Source organism: Demequina zhanjiangensis (assembly GCF_030418315.1).
Lineage (GTDB): Bacteria > Actinomycetota > Actinomycetes > Actinomycetales > Demequinaceae > Demequina > Demequina zhanjiangensis.
The window spans coordinates 102,261-119,691 of sequence record NZ_JAUHPV010000007.1; the positions used below are offsets into that span (position 1 = coordinate 102,261).

16 protein-coding genes are annotated in these 17,431 nt (G+C 66.4%); 11 read left to right on the forward strand and 5 right to left on the reverse strand.

Annotated elements, in window-relative coordinates:
• The first annotated feature begins 72 nt into the window (after window positions 1-72).
• The 7 genes from QQX04_RS11940 (at window position 73) to QQX04_RS11970 (ending at window position 10,170) form a co-directional block, all read left to right on the forward strand.
• A complete protein-coding gene (locus QQX04_RS11940; protein ID WP_301129495.1) occupies window positions 73-1,680 on the forward strand; it encodes a GGDEF domain-containing protein in 1,608 nt (535 codons plus the stop codon).
• Between the two features lie 141 nt (window positions 1,681-1,821).
• Window positions 1,822-3,420: a diguanylate cyclase gene (locus QQX04_RS11945; RefSeq protein WP_301129497.1), complete on the forward strand. Its 1,599-nt coding sequence runs from the start codon at window positions 1,822-1,824 to the stop codon at window positions 3,418-3,420.
• A gap of 47 nt (window positions 3,421-3,467) precedes the next feature.
• Window positions 3,468-3,938 (forward strand): hypothetical protein, encoded by a 471-nt coding sequence (locus tag QQX04_RS11950; protein WP_301129499.1) that lies wholly within the window; start codon window positions 3,468-3,470, stop codon window positions 3,936-3,938.
• Window positions 3,939-3,942: 4 nt separating this feature from the next.
• Window positions 3,943-5,451, forward strand: a complete 1,509-nt coding sequence (locus tag QQX04_RS11955; protein ID WP_301129501.1) for a GGDEF domain-containing protein — start codon at window positions 3,943-3,945, stop codon at window positions 5,449-5,451.
• Window positions 5,452-5,716: 265 nt separating this feature from the next.
• Entirely contained in the window at window positions 5,717-6,805 is a 1,089-nt protein-coding gene (gene pheS, locus QQX04_RS11960; protein WP_301129502.1) for a phenylalanine--tRNA ligase subunit alpha, read from the forward strand.
• A gap of 1 nt (window position 6,806) precedes the next feature.
• Window positions 6,807-9,425 carry a phenylalanine--tRNA ligase subunit beta gene (gene pheT / locus QQX04_RS11965; protein ID WP_301129504.1) on the forward strand — a complete coding sequence of 873 codons (2,619 nt, stop codon included), beginning with the start codon at window positions 6,807-6,809 and terminating at the stop codon, window positions 9,423-9,425.
• A 262-nt stretch (window positions 9,426-9,687) separates the two neighbouring features.
• Window positions 9,688-10,170 carry an FBP domain-containing protein gene (locus tag QQX04_RS11970; RefSeq protein WP_301129506.1) on the forward strand — a complete coding sequence of 161 codons (483 nt, stop codon included), beginning with the start codon at window positions 9,688-9,690 and terminating at the stop codon, window positions 10,168-10,170.
• Window positions 10,171-10,233: 63 nt separating this feature from the next.
• Here the strand turns inward: QQX04_RS11970 and QQX04_RS11975 are convergent, their stop codons facing one another.
• The 4 genes from QQX04_RS11975 to QQX04_RS11990 all read right to left on the reverse strand — a co-directional run bounded on the left by QQX04_RS11975 (window position 10,234) and on the right by QQX04_RS11990 (window position 13,311).
• Window positions 10,234-11,340: a type I restriction endonuclease gene (locus QQX04_RS11975; protein ID WP_301129508.1), complete on the reverse strand. Its 1,107-nt coding sequence runs from the start codon at window positions 11,338-11,340 to the stop codon at window positions 10,234-10,236.
• Window positions 11,341-11,470: 130 nt separating this feature from the next.
• On the reverse strand, window positions 11,471-11,914 hold the full coding sequence (locus QQX04_RS11980; protein WP_301129509.1) for an HIT family protein: 444 nt from the start codon (window positions 11,912-11,914) through the stop codon (window positions 11,471-11,473).
• Between the two features lie 170 nt (window positions 11,915-12,084).
• Window positions 12,085-12,444 carry a VOC family protein gene (locus tag QQX04_RS11985; RefSeq protein ID WP_301129511.1) on the reverse strand — a complete coding sequence of 120 codons (360 nt, stop codon included), beginning with the start codon at window positions 12,442-12,444 and terminating at the stop codon, window positions 12,085-12,087.
• 420 nt (window positions 12,445-12,864) lie between these two features.
• On the reverse strand, window positions 12,865-13,311 hold the full coding sequence (locus QQX04_RS11990; RefSeq protein ID WP_301129513.1) for a hypothetical protein: 447 nt from the start codon (window positions 13,309-13,311) through the stop codon (window positions 12,865-12,867).
• Between the two features lie 243 nt (window positions 13,312-13,554).
• Here QQX04_RS11990 and QQX04_RS11995 point away from each other — a divergent pair, with 243 nt between their 5' ends.
• Complete coding sequence (locus tag QQX04_RS11995; protein WP_301129514.1) at window positions 13,555-13,791, forward strand: hypothetical protein; 237 nt, start codon at window positions 13,555-13,557, stop codon at window positions 13,789-13,791.
• A gap of 548 nt (window positions 13,792-14,339) precedes the next feature.
• Window positions 14,340-14,489 (forward strand): recombinase family protein, encoded by a 150-nt coding sequence (locus QQX04_RS12000; RefSeq protein WP_301129516.1) that lies wholly within the window; start codon window positions 14,340-14,342, stop codon window positions 14,487-14,489.
• Between the two features lie 346 nt (window positions 14,490-14,835).
• Here the strand turns inward: QQX04_RS12000 and QQX04_RS12005 are convergent, their stop codons facing one another.
• Window positions 14,836-15,795 (reverse strand): hypothetical protein, encoded by a 960-nt coding sequence (locus QQX04_RS12005; RefSeq protein ID WP_301129519.1) that lies wholly within the window; start codon window positions 15,793-15,795, stop codon window positions 14,836-14,838.
• A 115-nt stretch (window positions 15,796-15,910) separates the two neighbouring features.
• On the opposite strand from QQX04_RS12005, the gene QQX04_RS12010 reads away from it, so the two are divergent.
• The gene (locus QQX04_RS12010) at window positions 15,911-16,939 is read left to right on the forward strand and encodes an MntP/YtaF family protein (RefSeq protein ID WP_301129521.1); all 1,029 of its coding nucleotides are present in this window, start codon (window positions 15,911-15,913) and stop codon (window positions 16,937-16,939) included.
• A 223-nt stretch (window positions 16,940-17,162) separates the two neighbouring features.
• On the forward strand, window positions 17,163-17,405 hold the full coding sequence (locus QQX04_RS12015) for a hypothetical protein (protein WP_301129523.1): 243 nt from the start codon (window positions 17,163-17,165) through the stop codon (window positions 17,403-17,405).
• Window positions 17,406-17,431: the final 26 nt, after the last annotated feature.

The window sequence follows — 17,431 nt, forward strand, 5'->3', positions numbered from 1 at the left end:
TGCCTGGTGAGGGTTCGTGAGAACCCCCACAGCGCCTCGATCTGAGCACGGTTCGCCGCCTATTCTCACGTCGTGTCCCCTCTCCCGAACCCGCGCCGCGTGACGGGTCGCGACCTGTTCTCGATCGGCATGGTCGTGATCTCGTTCGTCATGCTGACGATGATCTCGATGGCGGTGTGGCTCCAGAACGTGTCCCGTAGCGGCACGGATGCTGCGGTCGAGTCGGTGCTGACGACCCGCACGGAGTCCGCCGCGAGCTGGGTCGCCGACTATGTGGAGGCGACGGAGACGACCACGCACGGCTTGAAGCTGTGGTTCGAGGCCGCCCCGCGCACTGTCGACCAGGTGCGGGAGCAGCTTCTGGTGATCGCGGCGATCGATGATCAGCTGACGTCGACCGGCATCGGCTTCGCGGATGGTTCGTGGCTGGGCATTCGCAGGGCGGCGCCGGACCAGGAGGGCGTGTGGCTGGTCAGCCTCGCCGACGCTGGTGGGTCGCGGAGCCTTGAGGTGTACGACGCCGAGTTCACGCTGCTCTCGCGGTGGGAGGGCGAGCCTGCGGGCGCTTCGGATGAGGCGCCGTTCTGGCGTGCCGCGAGCACGTCCGAGGATCTTGAATGGGTGACGACCCAGGCGACGCCCGGCATGATCGAGGCCGGCGTGTGGGCCGCGGAGGCGGTCCGTGACCAGGACGGCTCGGTTGCAGCGGTGGTGGCGACGGAGTTTCCGGTCGACGCGATGACCGAGGTGCTGGAGGCTGTCGTCCTGGGTGATCAGGGGGGTGTGTTCCTGCTCGACGGTGAGCGCAGGGTCATCGCCTCTCCGTTGGGGGTGGAGGACATCGCGATGGTGTCGGTGGGGCCGACGCCTGCACCGACCTTCTCGACCGTCACCGGGCGGACCCTGGAGAGCCTTGGTATCTCGACGACGGAATCGGCGGAGCCGTACAGCGCGGAGATCGCGGTCGGGTACGACGGTGACCTCCATACGGCGGAGCTGGGTCTCGCTGAGCTGGGGGTGCCGTGGGTGCTGCATCTTCGCGCGCTCGACGCCCAGGTGGCGTCGGCGATCTTCGATCTTCAGGTGGCGATCCGGTGGGCGTCGGGCATCCTGCTGGCGGCGCTGCTGGCCGCGTCGGGGCTGTTCTTCTTCTTCTGGCGGCCTACCCGTGACCTGCACAAGCGCGCCAACACTGACCTGCTGACCGGGCTGCTGCGCAGGGGTCGTTTCCTGCAGCTCGCTCCCGCGGTGCTGGCGGAGTCGAGGCGTGTGGGGCATTCCTCGTGCGCGGTCGTCCTGGACCTGGACAACTTCAAGTCTCTGAATGACGAGCTCGGGCACGAGACGGGTGATGTGGCGCTTGAACGCGTCGGGACGTCGCTTCGCTCCGCGACCCGGAGCGGCGATCTTGTGTCGCGATGGGGCGGTGACGAGTTCGTAGCGCTGCTGGAGCTGATCGACCCGACGGATGCGTTGTTCGCCGTCGAGCGGCTTCGCGAGAAGGTCGAGGCGCAGCTGCGGGAGGAGTTCCCTGACCACCCTGAGCTGGGCGTCACCGCGGGTGGTGCTGTCTCGTGTGGCGAGGAGTGCGACATCGAGACGCTGATCCGACAGGCGGATGAGGCGCTCGTGGAGGGCAAGAGGACCCGGAAGTCGCGCACCTACATGGCCGTGGTCTGAGCCGTTCTCCCGCACGTGTGGGACCCTTGTCCTAGGGCGTGCCTCGGCCTTCCCGGCGACCGGGACATATACCCCGTGAGGCATCGTGAGAACTCCCACACAGGCGTTCAAAAGGTGTGGGCCGCGTCCTAGTCTTCGGCTGTGACCACCGCCCCAGCCGCGCCCGCGCGAAGGCGACGGCTGCCGTTCGTCGTCGGCGTCGTCGTCGTCGATGTGGTGCTCGCGGTGCAGGTGGCGCTGTCCATCTGGACCGGCGTCGAGGCCCGCACGGGGGTGGCGGAGGCGATCGAGGACACGTTCACCTATGTGGCCGATGTGTCGGCTGCGAGCGTGTCCCGCTACGTGGACGCGTCGGAGTCCACGACCGCCTCGCTCGTGCTCTGGATGGAGCGGGAGGATCCGTCGCCGGACGAGGTCGCAGAGCGGTTGCTGGCGCTGCGTGCGGCCAACTCGGAGCTGCGCGCCATCGCCGTCGCGTATCCCGACGGCTCCTGGGTGGGAGTCGCGCCGGACAAGCAGGAAGGCTCGGCGGCCGAGTACGTGGTCGCGACGGCAGTCGCCGACGGCAACGGAGGCGGCACCTACACGCTTGAGGGCTACTCGCGGACGCTCGCGCCCGTCGAGCGGCGTGAGCAGCCCTGGTCAGTCGACGCGGTCGCCCTGGGATTCTGGGACGCGGCGGCGCTGTCGTACGACCTGGTGTGGACGGACCCTGCGCTGCGTCCCGTCACCGGAGAGGGTGGCGCGTGGGCGGCGCAGCGTGTCCTTGCGGACGACGGTGGGGTTGCGGCCGTGGTCGGAACGGACTTCTCGCTCGACGCTCTCGCGCGAGAGCTCAACAGCCTCCCGCTCGGGGACGACGGTGAGGTCTACCTTCTCGATGCGCAGCGGCGCGTGCTGGCGGCGCCGGCCGTTGACCAGGAGCGTGTCGATGAGGGCTTCGCGGAGGGGGCCGCGCCGTCGGCCGCGTCGTTCGATCTGAGAGCCACGGACGCCGCGACGCCATACGAGATCGCTGTCCAGTTCGGCACGAACGGGGATCTCAGGACGGCGGAGCGCGGCCTCAACGACGTGGGGGTGCCGTGGGTGCTGCACCTGGAGGCGTCGGATGAGTCTCTCGCGCCCGCGGTGGCGAGCCTCGCGTGGGTGCTGCACATCGCGACCGTGGTGTCGCTGCTGGTGCTGCTCGCGGCAGTGGCCGTCTACGTCGTGGTGTGGAAGCCGCTGCTGGAGATGCAGCGCGCCGCCTACACGGATGTGCTCACCGGATTGCTCACGCGTCGACGCTTCGAGCAGTTCGCGGGCGAGGCGATCCAGAACGCGCACAGGATGGGCGGGCATGCGTGCGTCGTGGTGCTCGACATCGACCACTTCAAGCAGATCAACGACACGCATGGGCACAAGGCGGGCGACGCTGCGCTTGCCTTGGTGGGCGAGACCCTGTCGAGGCATGTGCGGCAGGACGATCTGGTGTCCCGGTGGGGTGGCGACGAGTTCGTCGTGCTGATGGTCATGAAGCCGGGCAAGGATGGCACCAGCGCGATGGAGAGGCTGCGGGCGAGCGCCCAGCAGGCGTTGCGCGAGGCGTTCCCCGACCAGTCGGACCTGGGCATCACGGCAGGCGGTTCGGCCTCCGTGTCCGGTTCGTCCAGGATCGACGACCTTGTCCGGGTGGCCGACGACGCGCTGGTCGCAGGGAAGCAGGTCGCGAAGGCGACGTCCTACGCGGCGAGCCTCTGAGGCCGCGCGCGGCGCTGGTAATCTCAGGCGGGATCCGAGGAGGCTTCATGGAGAACATCGTCCCGCTGGAGATCGGCGGCGCCCGCGGCAAGGTCGAGCTGGAGGGCGTGCTCGGCGTGTTCGCGAAGGTGCTGGTGGACGGCACGCCGGTCCGTGCGCAGCGGGGCGTGTTCCCTGTGCCGCTGAAGGGTGGACGCACCGCGTCGGTGCGCCTGCGCGGATTCCTGCCTGGCTTCCAGAAGGTGCTGGTGGACGGCGAGCAGGTGATGGCGCTCGGCTCGCACGTGCCGATGGCGGCTCGCATCACGATGTTCGCGCCGCTGCTGCTCGTGCTGGCCGGGGGATACGGCCCCGCGCTGGGCGCGGTCGGCCTGGTGCTCGGTCTGCTGCTGTTCTTCCTGTCGATCCTGGTGGTGAAGAACGACGCGATGCCCGTGCCGATGCGCGTCGCGCTGCCCGTGGTCAACACGATTGCCGCCGGCATCGTGATCCTCGTCTTCGCAGGGGCGCTCGGATAGGCCCATGTGGGAGAGGCTGAGCCGACGTCTGCAGGATCCGCTTGCGTGGGTCATCGGCGTCGCCCTGCTGACGCTCGCGGTCATCGGCGCGACGTCTTTGTACGTGCGCGCGAACGTGGCGGACGAGGCGCGTGAGATCACGTCCGACGCGGTGCAGGTGATCGGCGACGCGGCGGCGGCGCAGCTGGTCGAGTCGTCGCAGCCCGCGGATCTGGTGCTGACGGCCCTGCAGTCGGGCATCTACGCGGATCCGAGCCTGTTGGAGCAGGATCAGCTGGTGTCGGTGCTCGCCACAGCGATGCTCTCGTTCGACGAGGTCGGCTCGCTGTCCGTGGAGGCGGCCGACGGCGGCGTCACGGCGATGTACCGCGTGCCGGACGGCTTCGCGCTCGTGCATCGCAGCACGGACGACGTAGTCACGGCGGAGCACTATGACCCGCTGTTCACGCGTTCCACGGTGGTGCAGGATCCGCCGCAGGATGTGGCTCAGCCCTTGGAACCGGTGCGCGTGGGGCGGATCGCCCGTGGCGAGCCGGAGCCGATCGGCACCGCGGGTGCGCTGGCAGTTCCGAGCAGGCTGTCCGTCTACGGGGAGAGCCGGGAGCTGGTCGCGACCGTGCAGGCGGCGATCGACATCGACCGGCTGGGCGATGTGCTCGCGTCGACGCGCGCCGCTCAGGAGGGCATCGTCGCGCTCTACTCGGAGGACGGCCGGCTGATCGCCGGTGAGGACATCACGCTGCCCGAGGGCGTCGAGTCGCAGGTGCAGGGCGAGGGCGAGGTGGTGGTCGACGGCAAGTGGGTCTACTACGTCCGCACCGTCTCGGGTTCGGCCGGGCTCGGCTGGACGCTGGTGCTGTGCGCGAGCGCGGAGGACGTGGTGCCGGCCGCGTCCGCGGTGGCGAGCACCATGACCGCGTACACGGCCGTCGTCCTGCTGCTGGTCGCCGGGTTCGCGATCATCGCGTGGGTGCTGCGCAGGCCCGTGGGGGAGATGTCCCTGCGCGCCAGGACCGACGCCGTCACGGGACTGTCCAACCGTCACCACTTCGAGGCGCGCGGGCGCGACGTGCTGCGCGCTGCCGAGCGCAGGAGCGCGCGAGTGGTCGTCGCGGTGTTCGACCTGGACGGGTTCAAGTCCGTCAACGACACGATCGGGCACGACGCCGGAGACGACGCTCTGAGGGCCGTGGGCGACGCGCTCGCGGACCATGTGGGCCCGCGCGACATCGTGGCCCGCACTGGCGGTGACGAGTTCGCGTTCGTCCACTGGCTGTCGAGCGACGAGCCGCCGAGCGATGCGGTCGAGCGGCTTCGCGCCGCAGCGGAGCGCGGCCTGCGCCAGGCTGCCTCGGGTGCGACGGTGGGCGTGAGCGCGGGCTGGGCGGAGACCTCACCGGGGCAGTACCGGCTCGACCGGCTCATGCGCGCCGCCGACGAGGCGATGGTCGTGGGCCGTCAGGACGAGAAGGGCGTCGCGTACGAGGGCGATGCCGCGTCGGCCACCGACTGACGTTTCCGCTGTGGCGACGATCCAGGGGGCTGTCGTCCTGCGTCGGCCCGTTGGTATCGTGGGCCCGTGAGCATGAAGCCGAGCAGCGCCCCCAGGTCCGTCGCGACCGCGCGCTCCGCCATGCTTGCCGCCGCGCCCAGCGCTGGCGGCGTCTTTATCTAGGCCCGGCGAGGACCGCCGGGCCTGAGACGCGCGCGCGGCCGCCACGCTGCCCCCGCCCGCGCCGGTAGACTCCCGCACGGACATTCCCTCAAGGAAAGCAGCCATGACCGACCTTTCACCGCTCGACGCCGACGGCGTCCAGGCGGCTGTCGACGAGGCGCTCGCCGCCTTCGCCGCCGCCACCACCCTCGACGAGCTGAAGGAGGCGCGGATCGCCCACACCGGCGACAAGGCGCCTCTGACTCTCGCCAACCGCGCCATCAAGGACGTGGAGCCCGCCGACAAGGCCGCCGCAGGCAAGGCCATGGGTGCCGCGCGCGGCGCGCTCGGCAAGGCGCTCGCGGCCCGCACCGAGGAGCTGGAGGCGGAGCGTGACGCCCGCGTGCTGCTCGAGGAGACGGTGGACGTGACGCTGCCGGTGCAGCGCGGCCTCAAGGGTGCACGCCACCCGCTGGAGACGCTTCAGGAGACCATGTGCGACACGTTCGTCGCGATGGGCTGGGAGGTGGCCGAAGGCCCGGAGATGGAGGCGGAGTGGTTCAACTTCGACGCCCTGAACTTCGATCCTGACCACCCGGCGCGCGAGATGCAGGACACGTTCTTCATCGACCCGCCCGAGTCGGGGCTGCTGCTGCGCACGCACACGTCGCCAGTCCAGGTGCGTGCGGCGCTCGAGCGTCGTGACGCGCTGGTGCACGAGGGGCGCGGCATCTACGTCGTCTGCCCGGGCAAGACGTTCCGCACGGACGAGCTGGACGCGACGCACACGCCGGTCTTCCACCAGATCGAGGGCCTGGCCGTGGACAAGGGCCTCACCATGGCGCACCTCAAGGGCACGCTCGACGCGTTCGCCCGGTCGCTGTTCGGGCCTGACGCTGTGACGCGCCTGCGCCCGTCGTTCTTCCCCTTCACCGAGCCGAGCGCGGAGATGGATCTGCGCTGCTTCGTGTGCGGCGGCCAGGATGCGGCGTGCCGCACCTGCCACGGCACCGGCTGGATCGAGTGGGGCGGCTGCGGCATGACGCACCCGAACGTGCTGATCGCCGCGGGCATCGACCCGTTCGAGTACACAGCCTTCGCCTTCGGCATGGGGATCGAGCGCACGCTCATGTTCCGCCACGGCGTGAAGGACATGCGTGACATGGTCGAGGGGGATGTGCACTTCTCCCAGCAGTTCGGGATGGAGATCTGACATGCCCAAGATTCCGCTCAAGTGGCTTGAAGAGTCGATCGACCTGCTGCCCGGCTCCACCGCCGAGGACGTCGCCGCGGCGCTCGTGAAGGTGGGTCTCGAGGAGGAGGGCATCGAGGGCGGCTCCGTCACGGGCCCGCTCGTGATCGGCCGCGTGATGTCGCTCGTCAAGGAGCCGCAGTCCAACGGCAAGACGATCAACTACTGCCGCGTGGACGTCGGCGAGCACAACGACCCCGCCGGCCCGGGCCACAAGCCCGACAACAAGGTCGACTACCCGGAGTCGAAGGGCATCGTGTGCGGTGCGCACAACTTCGTCGAGGGTGACTTCGTGGTCGTGGTGCTGCCCGGCGCCGTGCTGCCCGGTCCGTTCCCCATCGGTGGCCGCAAGACGTACGGCCACTGGTCCGATGGCATGATCTGCTCCGCGAAGGAGCTGGGCCTGGGTGAGGACCACTCGGGCATCATCGTGCTCAAGTCGCCTTCGGGGGAGTCCCAGGTGTTCGCCGGGGCGTCCGTGCCCGACGAGGCGCTCGTGCCCGGTGCCGACGCGATCCCGCTGCTGGGGCTCGACGAGCAGACCATCGAGATCAACGTGACGCCGGACCGCGGCTACTCGTTCTCGGTGCGCGGCGTGGCGCGCGAGTACGCGCACTCAACCGGTCAGCCGCTGCGCGACCCCGCGAAGGTGGAGCTCACCAGCAAGCGCGGCTCGGGCTTCGAGGTCGACATCGACGACCAGGCGCCCATCCGTGATCGTGTGGGCTGCGACCGCTTCGCGGCCCGTATCCTGCGTGGCTTCGACCCGAAGGCGTCCAGCCCCACGTGGATGAAGCGTCGTCTGGATCAGGCGGGCATGCGCCCCATCTCCCTGGCCGTGGACGTCACGAACTACGTGATGCTCGAGCTCGGCCAGCCGCTGCACGCCTACGACCTGGCGAAGGTGCACGCGCCCATCCAGGTGCGTCGGGCGAAGCCGGGGGAGACCCTCGTCACCCTGGACGACGTGGAGCGCAAGCTCAGCCCCGAGGACATCCTGGTGTGCGACTCGCCCGACGGGCGCGGCTCGCGCGTCATCGGCCTGGGCGGCGTCATGGGTGGCTTGGAGACCGAGATCTCGGACACCACCACGGACGTGCTGCTCGAGGCGGCGCACTGGGACCCGATCACTATTGCCCGCACCGCGCGCCGTCACAAGCTGGGCTCGGAGGCGTCGCGACGCTACGAGCGCGGCGTGGACACCGCTCTGCCGCCGTACGCGATCGAGCGTGCGCTGCGCCTCATGCAGGAGTTCGGCGGCGGTGAGCTGGACGAGATCTACACGGACATCAACGACGTGGAGCCCGTGCGGCCCATCTCGATGGATGCCTCGTTCCCCGGCACGATCGTCGGCGTGGAGTACCGCCAGGACGTCGTGGTGGACTCGCTGGAGCAGGTGGGCTGCAAGGTGGAGGTGTCCGGGAGCATGCTCTCGGTGACGCCGCCCACGTGGCGTCCCGACCTTGAGGCGCCCGTGAACCTCGTGGAAGAGGTCGCGCGCCTCGAGGGCTACGAGAGCCTGCCTTCCGTGCTGCCCGTCGCGCCCCCGGGGCGTGGCCTCACGCACTCGCAGAAGGTGCGCAGGTCCGTGGCGCGCAGCCTGGCCGAGGCCGGTCTGACCGAGGTGCTCACGTACCCGTTCATGTCCGAGCAGCGGCTGGACGACATGCTCGTGCCGGCTGACGACATCCGTCGCGTGCAGGCAGTGCGCCTTGCCAACCCGCTGTCCGCGGCCATGCCGCTCATGCGGACCGGCCTCACCTCCACGCTGATCGACGCGGTCAAGACGAACCTGGGCCGTGGCGCCCAGGACGTGGCGGTGTACGAGATCGGCCGCGCGTACCGTGCCGACCACATCGGTGAGGTGCCCACGTCGTTCTCCGGCAGCACCATCACGCCCGACGACGTGGAGCGGCTCAACGAGGCCCTGCCGGGTCAGCCGCGCCGCGCCGCAGGCATCATGGTCGGCAACCGCGTGCCCGCGTCGTGGAACCACGGTGCCGAGGCGTTCGACTGGACCGACACCATCGCCATGGTGAACCTCATCGCCGACGCGTGCGGCGTGACTCTCCAGGTCTCGCGGGATCCGTTCCCCGGGCTTTCGACCATGCCGTTGCACCCTGGTCGCGCCGCGACGTTCCGCCTGTCCGACGGCACGCCCGTGGGTGTCGCGGGGGAGATGCACCCGAAGGTGTGCGAGAACCTCGGACTCCCGCCGCGCACGGTGGGCTTCGAGGTGATCCTGGACGACATGATCGCCGAGTCGGAGGGGCGCATCGCGCCTGCGAGCCCGGTCTCGCAGCAGGTGCTGGCCAAGGAGGACTTCGCGTTCGTGGTCCCGGACCACGTGGCGGCAGGCGACCTGGTCGCTTCGGTGAAGTCGGCCGGCGGCGAGCTGGTCGAGGACGCGCACGTGTTCGACGTCTACACGGGCGAGCAGATCGGCGAGGGCAAGAAGTCGCTCGCGGTGAATGTCGTGATGCGTGCCGCGGACCGGACGCTCGGTGCTGATGAGGTGCTCGCGGTGCGCGAGGCGATCATCGCGGCGGCAGGCGAGGAGTTCGGAGCGGTGCTGCGCTAGCGCGGCTCACTCTCAAGCGGACGCAGGGGCGGCAGGCGGGCAATGGCCCGCCTGCCGCTCTTCGTGCGGGTGAGGGCGCATGGGCCGTCGGCACGTACACTTTCCGGGTGAGTTCTCAGGAGGTGGTCGGCGCTCGATGCGCCGACATCAGGTAGTCCCGCCCCGGGCTGCGCTATACGGCGCGGCCTGTTGAAGCGCACCTGAAATCACCTCGCCCGTGCGGCGCGCGACCCGCGCCCGGGCACTCCAGAAAGAGAACCCCATGCTTCCCCTCGCCCCTGCGGCCATCCGCGCGTCCTTCGTCAACGCCTCCCGCAAGGAGCGATCCGACCTCACCCTTCCCGCCGACTTCGACGCGCTCGACTGGGAGCGGCTCGACTTCCTGGGCTGGCGCGACCCCAAGCTCGAGCGACGGGCCTATGTGATCGTGCCGGGTCTCGAAGGCGAATTCACCGGCATCCTGTTCCGTCACCCCGGGTCCACGCCCCGCACAAGGGCTCAGTGCTCGTGGTGCAACGACACCACGCTCCCGAACGACGTGGTGCTCTATAACGCCAAGCGCTCGGGCGCGGCGGGCAAGAATGGCAACACCCTCAGCACGCTCGTCTGCGAGGACTTCCAGTGCTCGCTCAACGCCAGGCGCCCGCCGAAGGCCTGGTACGAGGACTTCGACCGCGAAGCGGCGAGACTGCGGCAGGTCGAGGAGCTGCAGTTGCGGGCGGCGGCGTTCGTGGCGCAGGTGTAGCACGAGGGGGCCGGGCCCTCTCGGCCCGGCCCCCTCGTGGCGGCTTCCGCGTCTTTGAGACCGCTACGCGTCGAGGTACCGTCGGACCGTCTCTCGAATCGCGTCGATGTGCAGGTAGATGTCCTCAAGGCTGTCGATCGGCACTCGAGTCTCGTTCTTGTCCGCGTCAAGAAGACCGATGTACTTCTGCTTCTTGTTGTTGAACCATAGACGTGCGATCGGCTTGCGATTGTTGTCGTCGAGAAGGATCGCGAAGTAGCTCTTTGCATCGCGATGTACCACTCGATGCGGCTTCACCTCGGCGCATGCGATGGCCTTGACGATCTGGAAGCCTTCGAGTTCCTCCAGCGTCGTCTCGATCTCGGTATCGCGGTTCAGGTCTTCCTCAACGACGGGCTCGCTCTCCACGGCTGCGCTCGGGGCTTCATCGCCCGAAGGTGCGGGAGCGGTGTAAGACGCCCCCAATGCCGTCTTTAGACGGTCATTGACCTGCTCAGTGATGAACTGGCGAAGGGCCTTCGAGACGAGTGATGTGAACTGCTGACGGACGTCCTGCGTGAAACGTCCGTCGTAGACCTGGCTGGTGAGCAGGCGGACGAACTGCTCGCTGGGTTCCTTGAACTCAGCGGAAACGGCGCGCTTGAGAGAGCCTACGTACTTCAACTCCTCGGCAGCGTTAATGACTGAGTCGATGTCGAAGATCTCTTTGGAGAGCTTCTTGAGCTCTGGAATCAGAGTCGGATCGATGTCCAGGAGGTCGAGTACTAGAAACGGGCGATCGTCCATGCGGTTCGGGACATCGAGGTCGGTATAGAAGTTGTAGACCTGACCGTTGGTAAGCACCGCGATACGCGCGTTGGTTACTGAGAAGTAGCGGAAGAGCTGAGAGGCGTGCTCGATCTTGAGATTTCCGGACGACTTCTTGCACTCGATAAGCATCTGTACTTCGCCGTCTCGCAAGATGGCGTAGTCGACCTTCTCGTGGCGCTTCGTTCCCACGTCTGCGGTGAACTCGGGCTCCACTTCGAGCGGATTGAAGACGTCGTAGCCGAGGATCGTCGCGATGAATGGCATTACGAATGCATTCTTCGTCGCCTCTTCGGTCTGGATAGCGTCCTTCTGGTCCTGAACTTTGCTCGCGAGAGCGGCGAGCTTGTCTTCGAACTCCATAGTTCCCCTTTCAGATAACGATGACGCTATCCGAGAAGCCTGACGGTCGGCTGGAGCGGCACGCTTCGCGCGTGACCGTGTGACGTATCCGTCGCTCGTACCAGCAATGTGACTCAGCCGGGCGAGCCGGCTAGTTGTTGGTCGACCTCGTCGCTGAAACGTGGGCGTGGATATGGGAGGCAAGCTCGTCGAGTTCGTGACGTGCTGGCTCGCTCCATGACGCCTCTAGCTTCAAGCCGTCATCGGTGCTTCTGGGGACTACGTGCAAGTGTGTGTGGAAGACCTCCTGGAAAGCCGCCTCCCCGTCGGCAAGGAAGAAGTTCACACCCTCGCATGTGATGTTCGAGCGGCGCATCGCGGCGGCAATGCGTTGGGCTGCGCCAAACATTGCTGCTCCGGTGTGCTCGTCGAGATCGTTGAGCCCTGTTGAGTGACGCTTGGGGATGATAAGGACGTGGCCCGTTGTCGCAGGCTGAATGTCCATGAACCCAAGCACATCCTCGTCCTCGTACACGATGCTGGACGGCAGATCTCGCGAGACAATCTGGCAGAACACGCAGGACACTTCAGACATGGCACCACTATGCCGAACGTCGTCCTGCAGGCGCGTGGGGCCGACCTGGAACGGCAAGTCCGCCAAAGTCTCGCCCCATGGAGCGGAGTCGCGGCGTTCACCGACCCCGAAGCGACCAAGGGACTTTGAAATCGACGGTCGGCGACCCGCAGAGCGCCGCGCGCGTCGGTTTACGCGGGCATCTCCCACAGCTCGATCGGAAGGCCTTCCGGATCGTGGATGCGGACGAACCTGCCGTACTCCGTCTCCCATTCGGGTCGCCGCTCGACCTCGATCCCTGCCTCGTCGAAGTGCGCGAGCATCTCGTCGAGTCCGGTGACCCGGAGGTTGAGCATGAAGGGCTGGTCGGCCGCGAAGTAGTCGCTCTCGGCCGCGAACGGCGTGAAGACGGTCATGCCGGCTTCCTGCTGCCAGACTGCGTCGGATCCTTCCTGGCCCGCATCGATACCGAGGTGCTCCCGATACCAGGCGGCGCTCGCCTCCGGGTCGCGGCTACGGAAGAACAGTCCGCCGATTCCTGTCACGCTCATAAGGCCCACGCTAGACGCGAGAGCGCCATTGCGACAGGGATGATCCCGACTAGGAGTGTCGTCACATGGCTGCTGAAGGAAACGTCGTCCACGTGGTGTTCACGCAATGGCGAGGGGAGATCGCGCCCGAGGCTCGCCGCGAGCTGACCGGACACGTTGCCGCCTTCACCACGGGGATCACTGGGATCGTGTCCGTCGCCGGGGCCCGAGCGTCAGACCTGATGGTCTTTAGGGCGAGTTCTAGTGGAGTTCCTCGTGACCTTCGTTGACGTCGTGTTGCGCGAGGCGATTGTCGCGGCGGTGAGCGAGGAACTCGGCGCGGTCTTGCGCTGACCCGGCAGGATCGGTGAGGACGGGTGGTCAGATGGAAACCCCAACCACCTGTCCGCGTGTTCGTGTCGGCAGTCCTTGACCTCAAGGTCAGCGTTCACCGATGAGTGAACGCAGGTCGTCTCCCGTGCTCTTCACTTTCCAGAACTTGCGGCCGTTGGTGTTCGGCACGGCCCGTGTGTCACCAGAGATGCGTACTACGACATCGACAGCGGCCGCTGTTGGTGACGGGAACACTTTGTGGTTCCAGGGAGCAGTGGTGATCCGCAGTTCGTGGGTGCTCATGTCGAACACCCCCTCGATCCGGTGGTTCTTGTAGATCTTGAATACTGGAACCTGGGCTTCACCTGTCGCGGGCGTGGCCACCACGGGTGCCTCTCGACGGTCCTCAGTCGACTCAATCGACGTTGTTCCGCTGCCCGCTCCAGAAAGGTTGCTCACCATGCGATCGACAACTTGGCCTGCCGTGCAACCCATGAGTTGTGCCGCAACGAGGAGCTTTTCGTATGTGGCGGTGCTGACTTCGATGCTGTTCATCGTGGATACCGTTCGTTCAGCGGCTACCTGGGTGGTCGCCTCTCTGCACAAGAGTTTCACAAAGAGCAAGAAGAGTCAAGAGAGTCCATGGATGGACTCTTGTTAACGCTTCTTACTCATGGCACATCGGGGTGACCGAACGGCTATTGAGCCGATAGGCGCCCGTCGCTGCGGGCGGGTTGCGCCTACTTAGTGGGGCAGCTGTGCCTGCTGATCTGGGCCTGCGCAGCGCGTCATCGCCCCGTGACCTCGACGTCGCGGCAGATGCTCGCGAACGAGGACACCACGTTGGCCATTTGCGAGCACGTGGGCACGGGCGCCCTCGACTTGACCGTGAAGTGGGCCGTTGGTGTTCTGGTCGAGGGCGCTGACCTGTTCGACGTCGGCGTTGGCGAGGCCAATAGGGCGCTCTCGATCAACGGGGTGCTGCGCGTATGTGACCGGACTATGGGTGCGGGCGAGGTTCCCACGGTGCGCTAGGCGATCATCGCGGCGGCCGGCAACGAGTCCGGAACGGTGCTCCGCTAGTGCTGCTGACCAACAAGCAGAGGTCGGGCGGCTACGCCATCAGCCGGCCGAGCGTGTGCTGTCTCGCTACACGTGGATCGCAAGCCGTTGTTGCTCGTGGATCCAGCCAGCATGGTTTGGCGTGGACTTCTGATCGGGTGTACGTCGGCGCTTACGTGCAGCGTCGAAGCGGCGTAGTGCTAAGCGAACCGAAGAGCGCCGTGTTCGGCGCGATATCGGTCACTGCCGGTGACCGCGTCCCGGGTGCTTGCGGAGTAGTTCCGAACGTATGCAAGAACGCCCGGCGCGTTACGACCGGCGGCTACGCGATCGGTTCTGTCGAGGTGGCTGCCTGATGGACGCCATCATCCAACTGCGCGTTTCGACCCAGGGTCAAGTGGACGAGGGTCACGGCCTCGAGGTCCAGGAGGCTGCCTGCTGTGCTTATGCCTAACTGAAGGGCATGGAGGGGTCGAGGTGCTGAGTGACGAGGCCGTATCGGGCACGCTGTCGGCGCACGAGTGACCGGGCTCATGGACGCGCTCGCGCTACTGAAGGACGACGAGGCCGACTGCCTGATCGTCGCGCGCCTCGACCGTCTCGCGCGCCAACTAACCACCCAGGAGGTCATCCTCGCCGAGGTGCGGAAGCAGGGGAGAGAGGTGCACTAGGTCGATCAGGGGCTGGTACCTCAGGACGACCCAGACGACCCGATGCGCACCGCCATGAGGCAGATGGCCGGCGTTTTCGCCGAGCTGGATCGGGCGATGACCGTCAAGTGTCTTCGCGACGGTCGGAGGGCCAAGCAGGCTTAGGGAGGGAAGGCAGTCGGCCGCGACGGCTACGGCTACTCGAAGGAGGGGCCGATCCCCGCTGAGTTGGAGGTCATGCGGTTCGTGCTGGAACGGCGAGACCGGGGCGAGAGCTGGAAGTCGCTCGCCGCCGAGCTGAACTCCCGAGGTCTCAAGCCCCGGTCTGCCGTGAGGTGGACGCCTCAGACCTGGCGAAGATAATGACCTAGGCATCGTCGTCTTCGAACGCGGCGTCGAGTTCCTCGATGTCTTCGTCCGTGACTTCGCGGTCCATCTCGAGGAACCTCATTGTCCGCCGCATCACCTGCTCGGTCAGCGTCTCTACGACGCCAGGATCGAGCGCAAGGATGTCACCGGCGAGCAGGTAGGTTCCGACGAGGTACCTCGATGCCTCCTCTCGGGTGACCGTCGCATGTGCCCCCTTGTGGCCGGCGTCGTCGAACGCGTCGAGCCGCTTGCCGAGAAACTCGAGGTCGCTGAGTACGACATCGCGACGCGTGCTGCTGGCCTCCCGCTGCTCGATCCAGTACGCGAGCCGGTTGATGTACTTGTCGGCGGTCATGTCCCTGCCGTTGATCGGCTCTGATGATGGTTGCAGCTGGTCTGCAATCTCCCTTAGAAGTCGCCGACACGTGCTCGCTGCGTTCGCCCAATGCTCGGGGTTGTCCGAGTCAATGTTCTCGAACGCCGCCGAGAACATTAGTGCCGCGTCTGGAGCGAGTCGCGAGATGTCGCGATCGACTTGTTCGCGCAAGAGTTCAAATGCGCTCTCGGCCGCACCGCCAAACCTCAGTTCGAGGTACTTGTCCACTACCCAGGCGTGAATGGTGTTCACGACTGTCTCGATCAGATCCGTTGCCCGTAGTCCGGTCACACTGTCCCCACCGCGGTACGCATCTTCGGCGTAGCGCTTCAGCCGTGTGAGCGAGGCGAGTTTGAAGGGCGCCGTTTCGTCATCAGGGTGGTCCAGTCTTCCGACTGCGGATGCTGCGTCCTTGGCTTCGAAGTAGTCATGACTGCGATAGCCGGATGCTTCGTGACGGAGCCAATAGTCGGCACTGGCATCGCCAAGAAGGAGGGCTAGCCGCCGCGCCCGAAATACGATCTGGCGTGGCTCGATGCGCTGCTCCTCGATGTCCTTGAGGAGTTCTTCGGCGAGGTCCATCGCCTCATCTCTTTTGCTTGGCACGGCACCAGACTATTCACCTTCACTGTCTATCGTGCCGTGGGGTGCCGCGTCTTCCCTCGTAAGAGAGGGGTTGAGCCGCTATCTTCGGCTCATGAGTAATCCAGACATCAGCGATGCGAACTACCTGCTCGGTGCCATGGTGCAGTCGGGTGCGGCCCTCATAGCCATCGTCGGAGGCATTCTGGGTTCACGCTTCGTTGCGATGCATGGCGAGAAGCGTGGACTGGCGCGGGAACTTGAGGAGACTGCGAGTGACCTAGCCGCGCTCAACCAGAAGAAGGCTACGGCCGAGATGTATCACTCTCTGTACCGCGCCCATCGCTTCGTGCTGTTTCCCGACATACTCCGGATGGCCACCGAGCCCAAGGGAGTGAGTTCCGCACTTCAACTGGCTGACGCTGAGTTTGTGCATGACCCGAAGGCGGCGAAAGAGGCAAGGCGTCTCATCCAGCGGTATGCCGACTTCGCCAAGCAGCTGTCTCAGGGGGTCGCGCTGAGCGACACCCTCGCCGCAGTCGGCAACCAGTATGATTGGGCAACCGCGCGGCTTCGGATCGTCAATGTCGGTGCCGAGGAGCATGTGCGCGCGCAGGTCTACTACAACTTCGTTGTAAACGCGGTTGGTGCGAACTGGGCGACCAACAACTTCTGCGTTGGGGTTCTAGATGACCTCCGGGAGGTTCGCGAAGCCGAGCTGGCGAAGATTGAGAACCAACTCGAGACCGCGCACCGCGAGATCGTCGAAACCGAGGCGTCGGAGCGGCGCCTAGGGGAGTCTAGGCGGCGGTTGACGGTCGCGCTCGCGAAGGTGACCGACGGTGAAGGGTTCAAGATTGCGCTCAAGGTGCTCGCGGTCATTGCCGTCCTGACTGTGGTGGCACCCCTCATCGCGATGCTCCCTGGGGTGTACGTCATAGCGCCGGGGATCAAGATCGCGTTCGTCATCGCGTTCTTGGTGGGCTTGGCCGTTCTCGGTCGCTACCTCTGGGTCTACTCGGCCTTCCTCACGGACCGGCTCCCAAAGATGCCGGATTCGGTGTGGGGACTGGGTCGCCCGCTTCCGAAGCGCAAGCCTCAGGTCAATGAGGCTGAAGAGGCATGCACGGGGTTGGGAGAGTAGCTCTGCGTGTGAGTTCTCGCTGTGGTCTCCGGACTCCGCCCGTCACGCAAGTCATCGATGGTTATCGGCATCTATCGGCGTGTCGAAGGAAAGTCGCTGGTAGAAAGTAGTGTGCAGATTCGATTGGGGGGTCCGACACGCCGGCGCAGGGGCAACGGGGCACCCCCGTGTCCGGAGCGGTGGGTAGCGTAGTCCGCGTCGATGCGAGCGAGGAGGTGATGCAGTGCCCTGGGTGAAGGACAAGGACGCGCGTGACCTGCTGAACAAGCTCATCGATGACTACGGGTGGCGCTGGCGCGAGGGGGGCAAGTCGGCGCACAGCAAGGGGATCCTCTTGTGTCCCCACGAGGGCCGCACGGGCTGCAAGAAGGCGATCTTTGGTACGGCCTCCGGAACTCTCGATGTGATCAAGTCGACGTACAACAGGTGCGATCACAAGCCTGACGACGAGGAATCTCCGTTCTAAGATGGGTGTTGTCACTTGACAACGGC

Coding starts and splice junctions, on each gene's coding strand:
- QQX04_RS11950 (WP_301129499.1), top strand. CDS start 3,468: ATGGAGAACATCGTCCCGCTGGAGATCGGCGGCGCCCGCGGCAAGGTC.
- pheT (WP_301129504.1), top strand. CDS start 6,807: ATGCCCAAGATTCCGCTCAAGTGGCTTGAAGAGTCGATCGACCTGCTG.
- QQX04_RS11980 (WP_301129509.1), bottom strand. CDS start 11,914: ATGTCTGAAGTGTCCTGCGTGTTCTGCCAGATTGTCTCGCGAGATCTG.
- QQX04_RS11990 (WP_301129513.1), bottom strand. CDS start 13,311: ATGAACAGCATCGAAGTCAGCACCGCCACATACGAAAAGCTCCTCGTT.
- QQX04_RS11975 (WP_301129508.1), bottom strand. CDS start 11,340: ATGGAGTTCGAAGACAAGCTCGCCGCTCTCGCGAGCAAAGTTCAGGAC.
- QQX04_RS12010 (WP_301129521.1), top strand. CDS start 15,911: ATGAGTAATCCAGACATCAGCGATGCGAACTACCTGCTCGGTGCCATG.
- pheS (WP_301129502.1), top strand. CDS start 5,717: ATGACCGACCTTTCACCGCTCGACGCCGACGGCGTCCAGGCGGCTGTC.
- QQX04_RS11970 (WP_301129506.1), top strand. CDS start 9,688: ATGCTTCCCCTCGCCCCTGCGGCCATCCGCGCGTCCTTCGTCAACGCC.
- QQX04_RS11955 (WP_301129501.1), top strand. CDS start 3,943: ATGTGGGAGAGGCTGAGCCGACGTCTGCAGGATCCGCTTGCGTGGGTC.
- QQX04_RS12005 (WP_301129519.1), bottom strand. CDS start 15,795: ATGGACCTCGCCGAAGAACTCCTCAAGGACATCGAGGAGCAGCGCATC.
- QQX04_RS11985 (WP_301129511.1), bottom strand. CDS start 12,444: ATGAGCGTGACAGGAATCGGCGGACTGTTCTTCCGTAGCCGCGACCCG.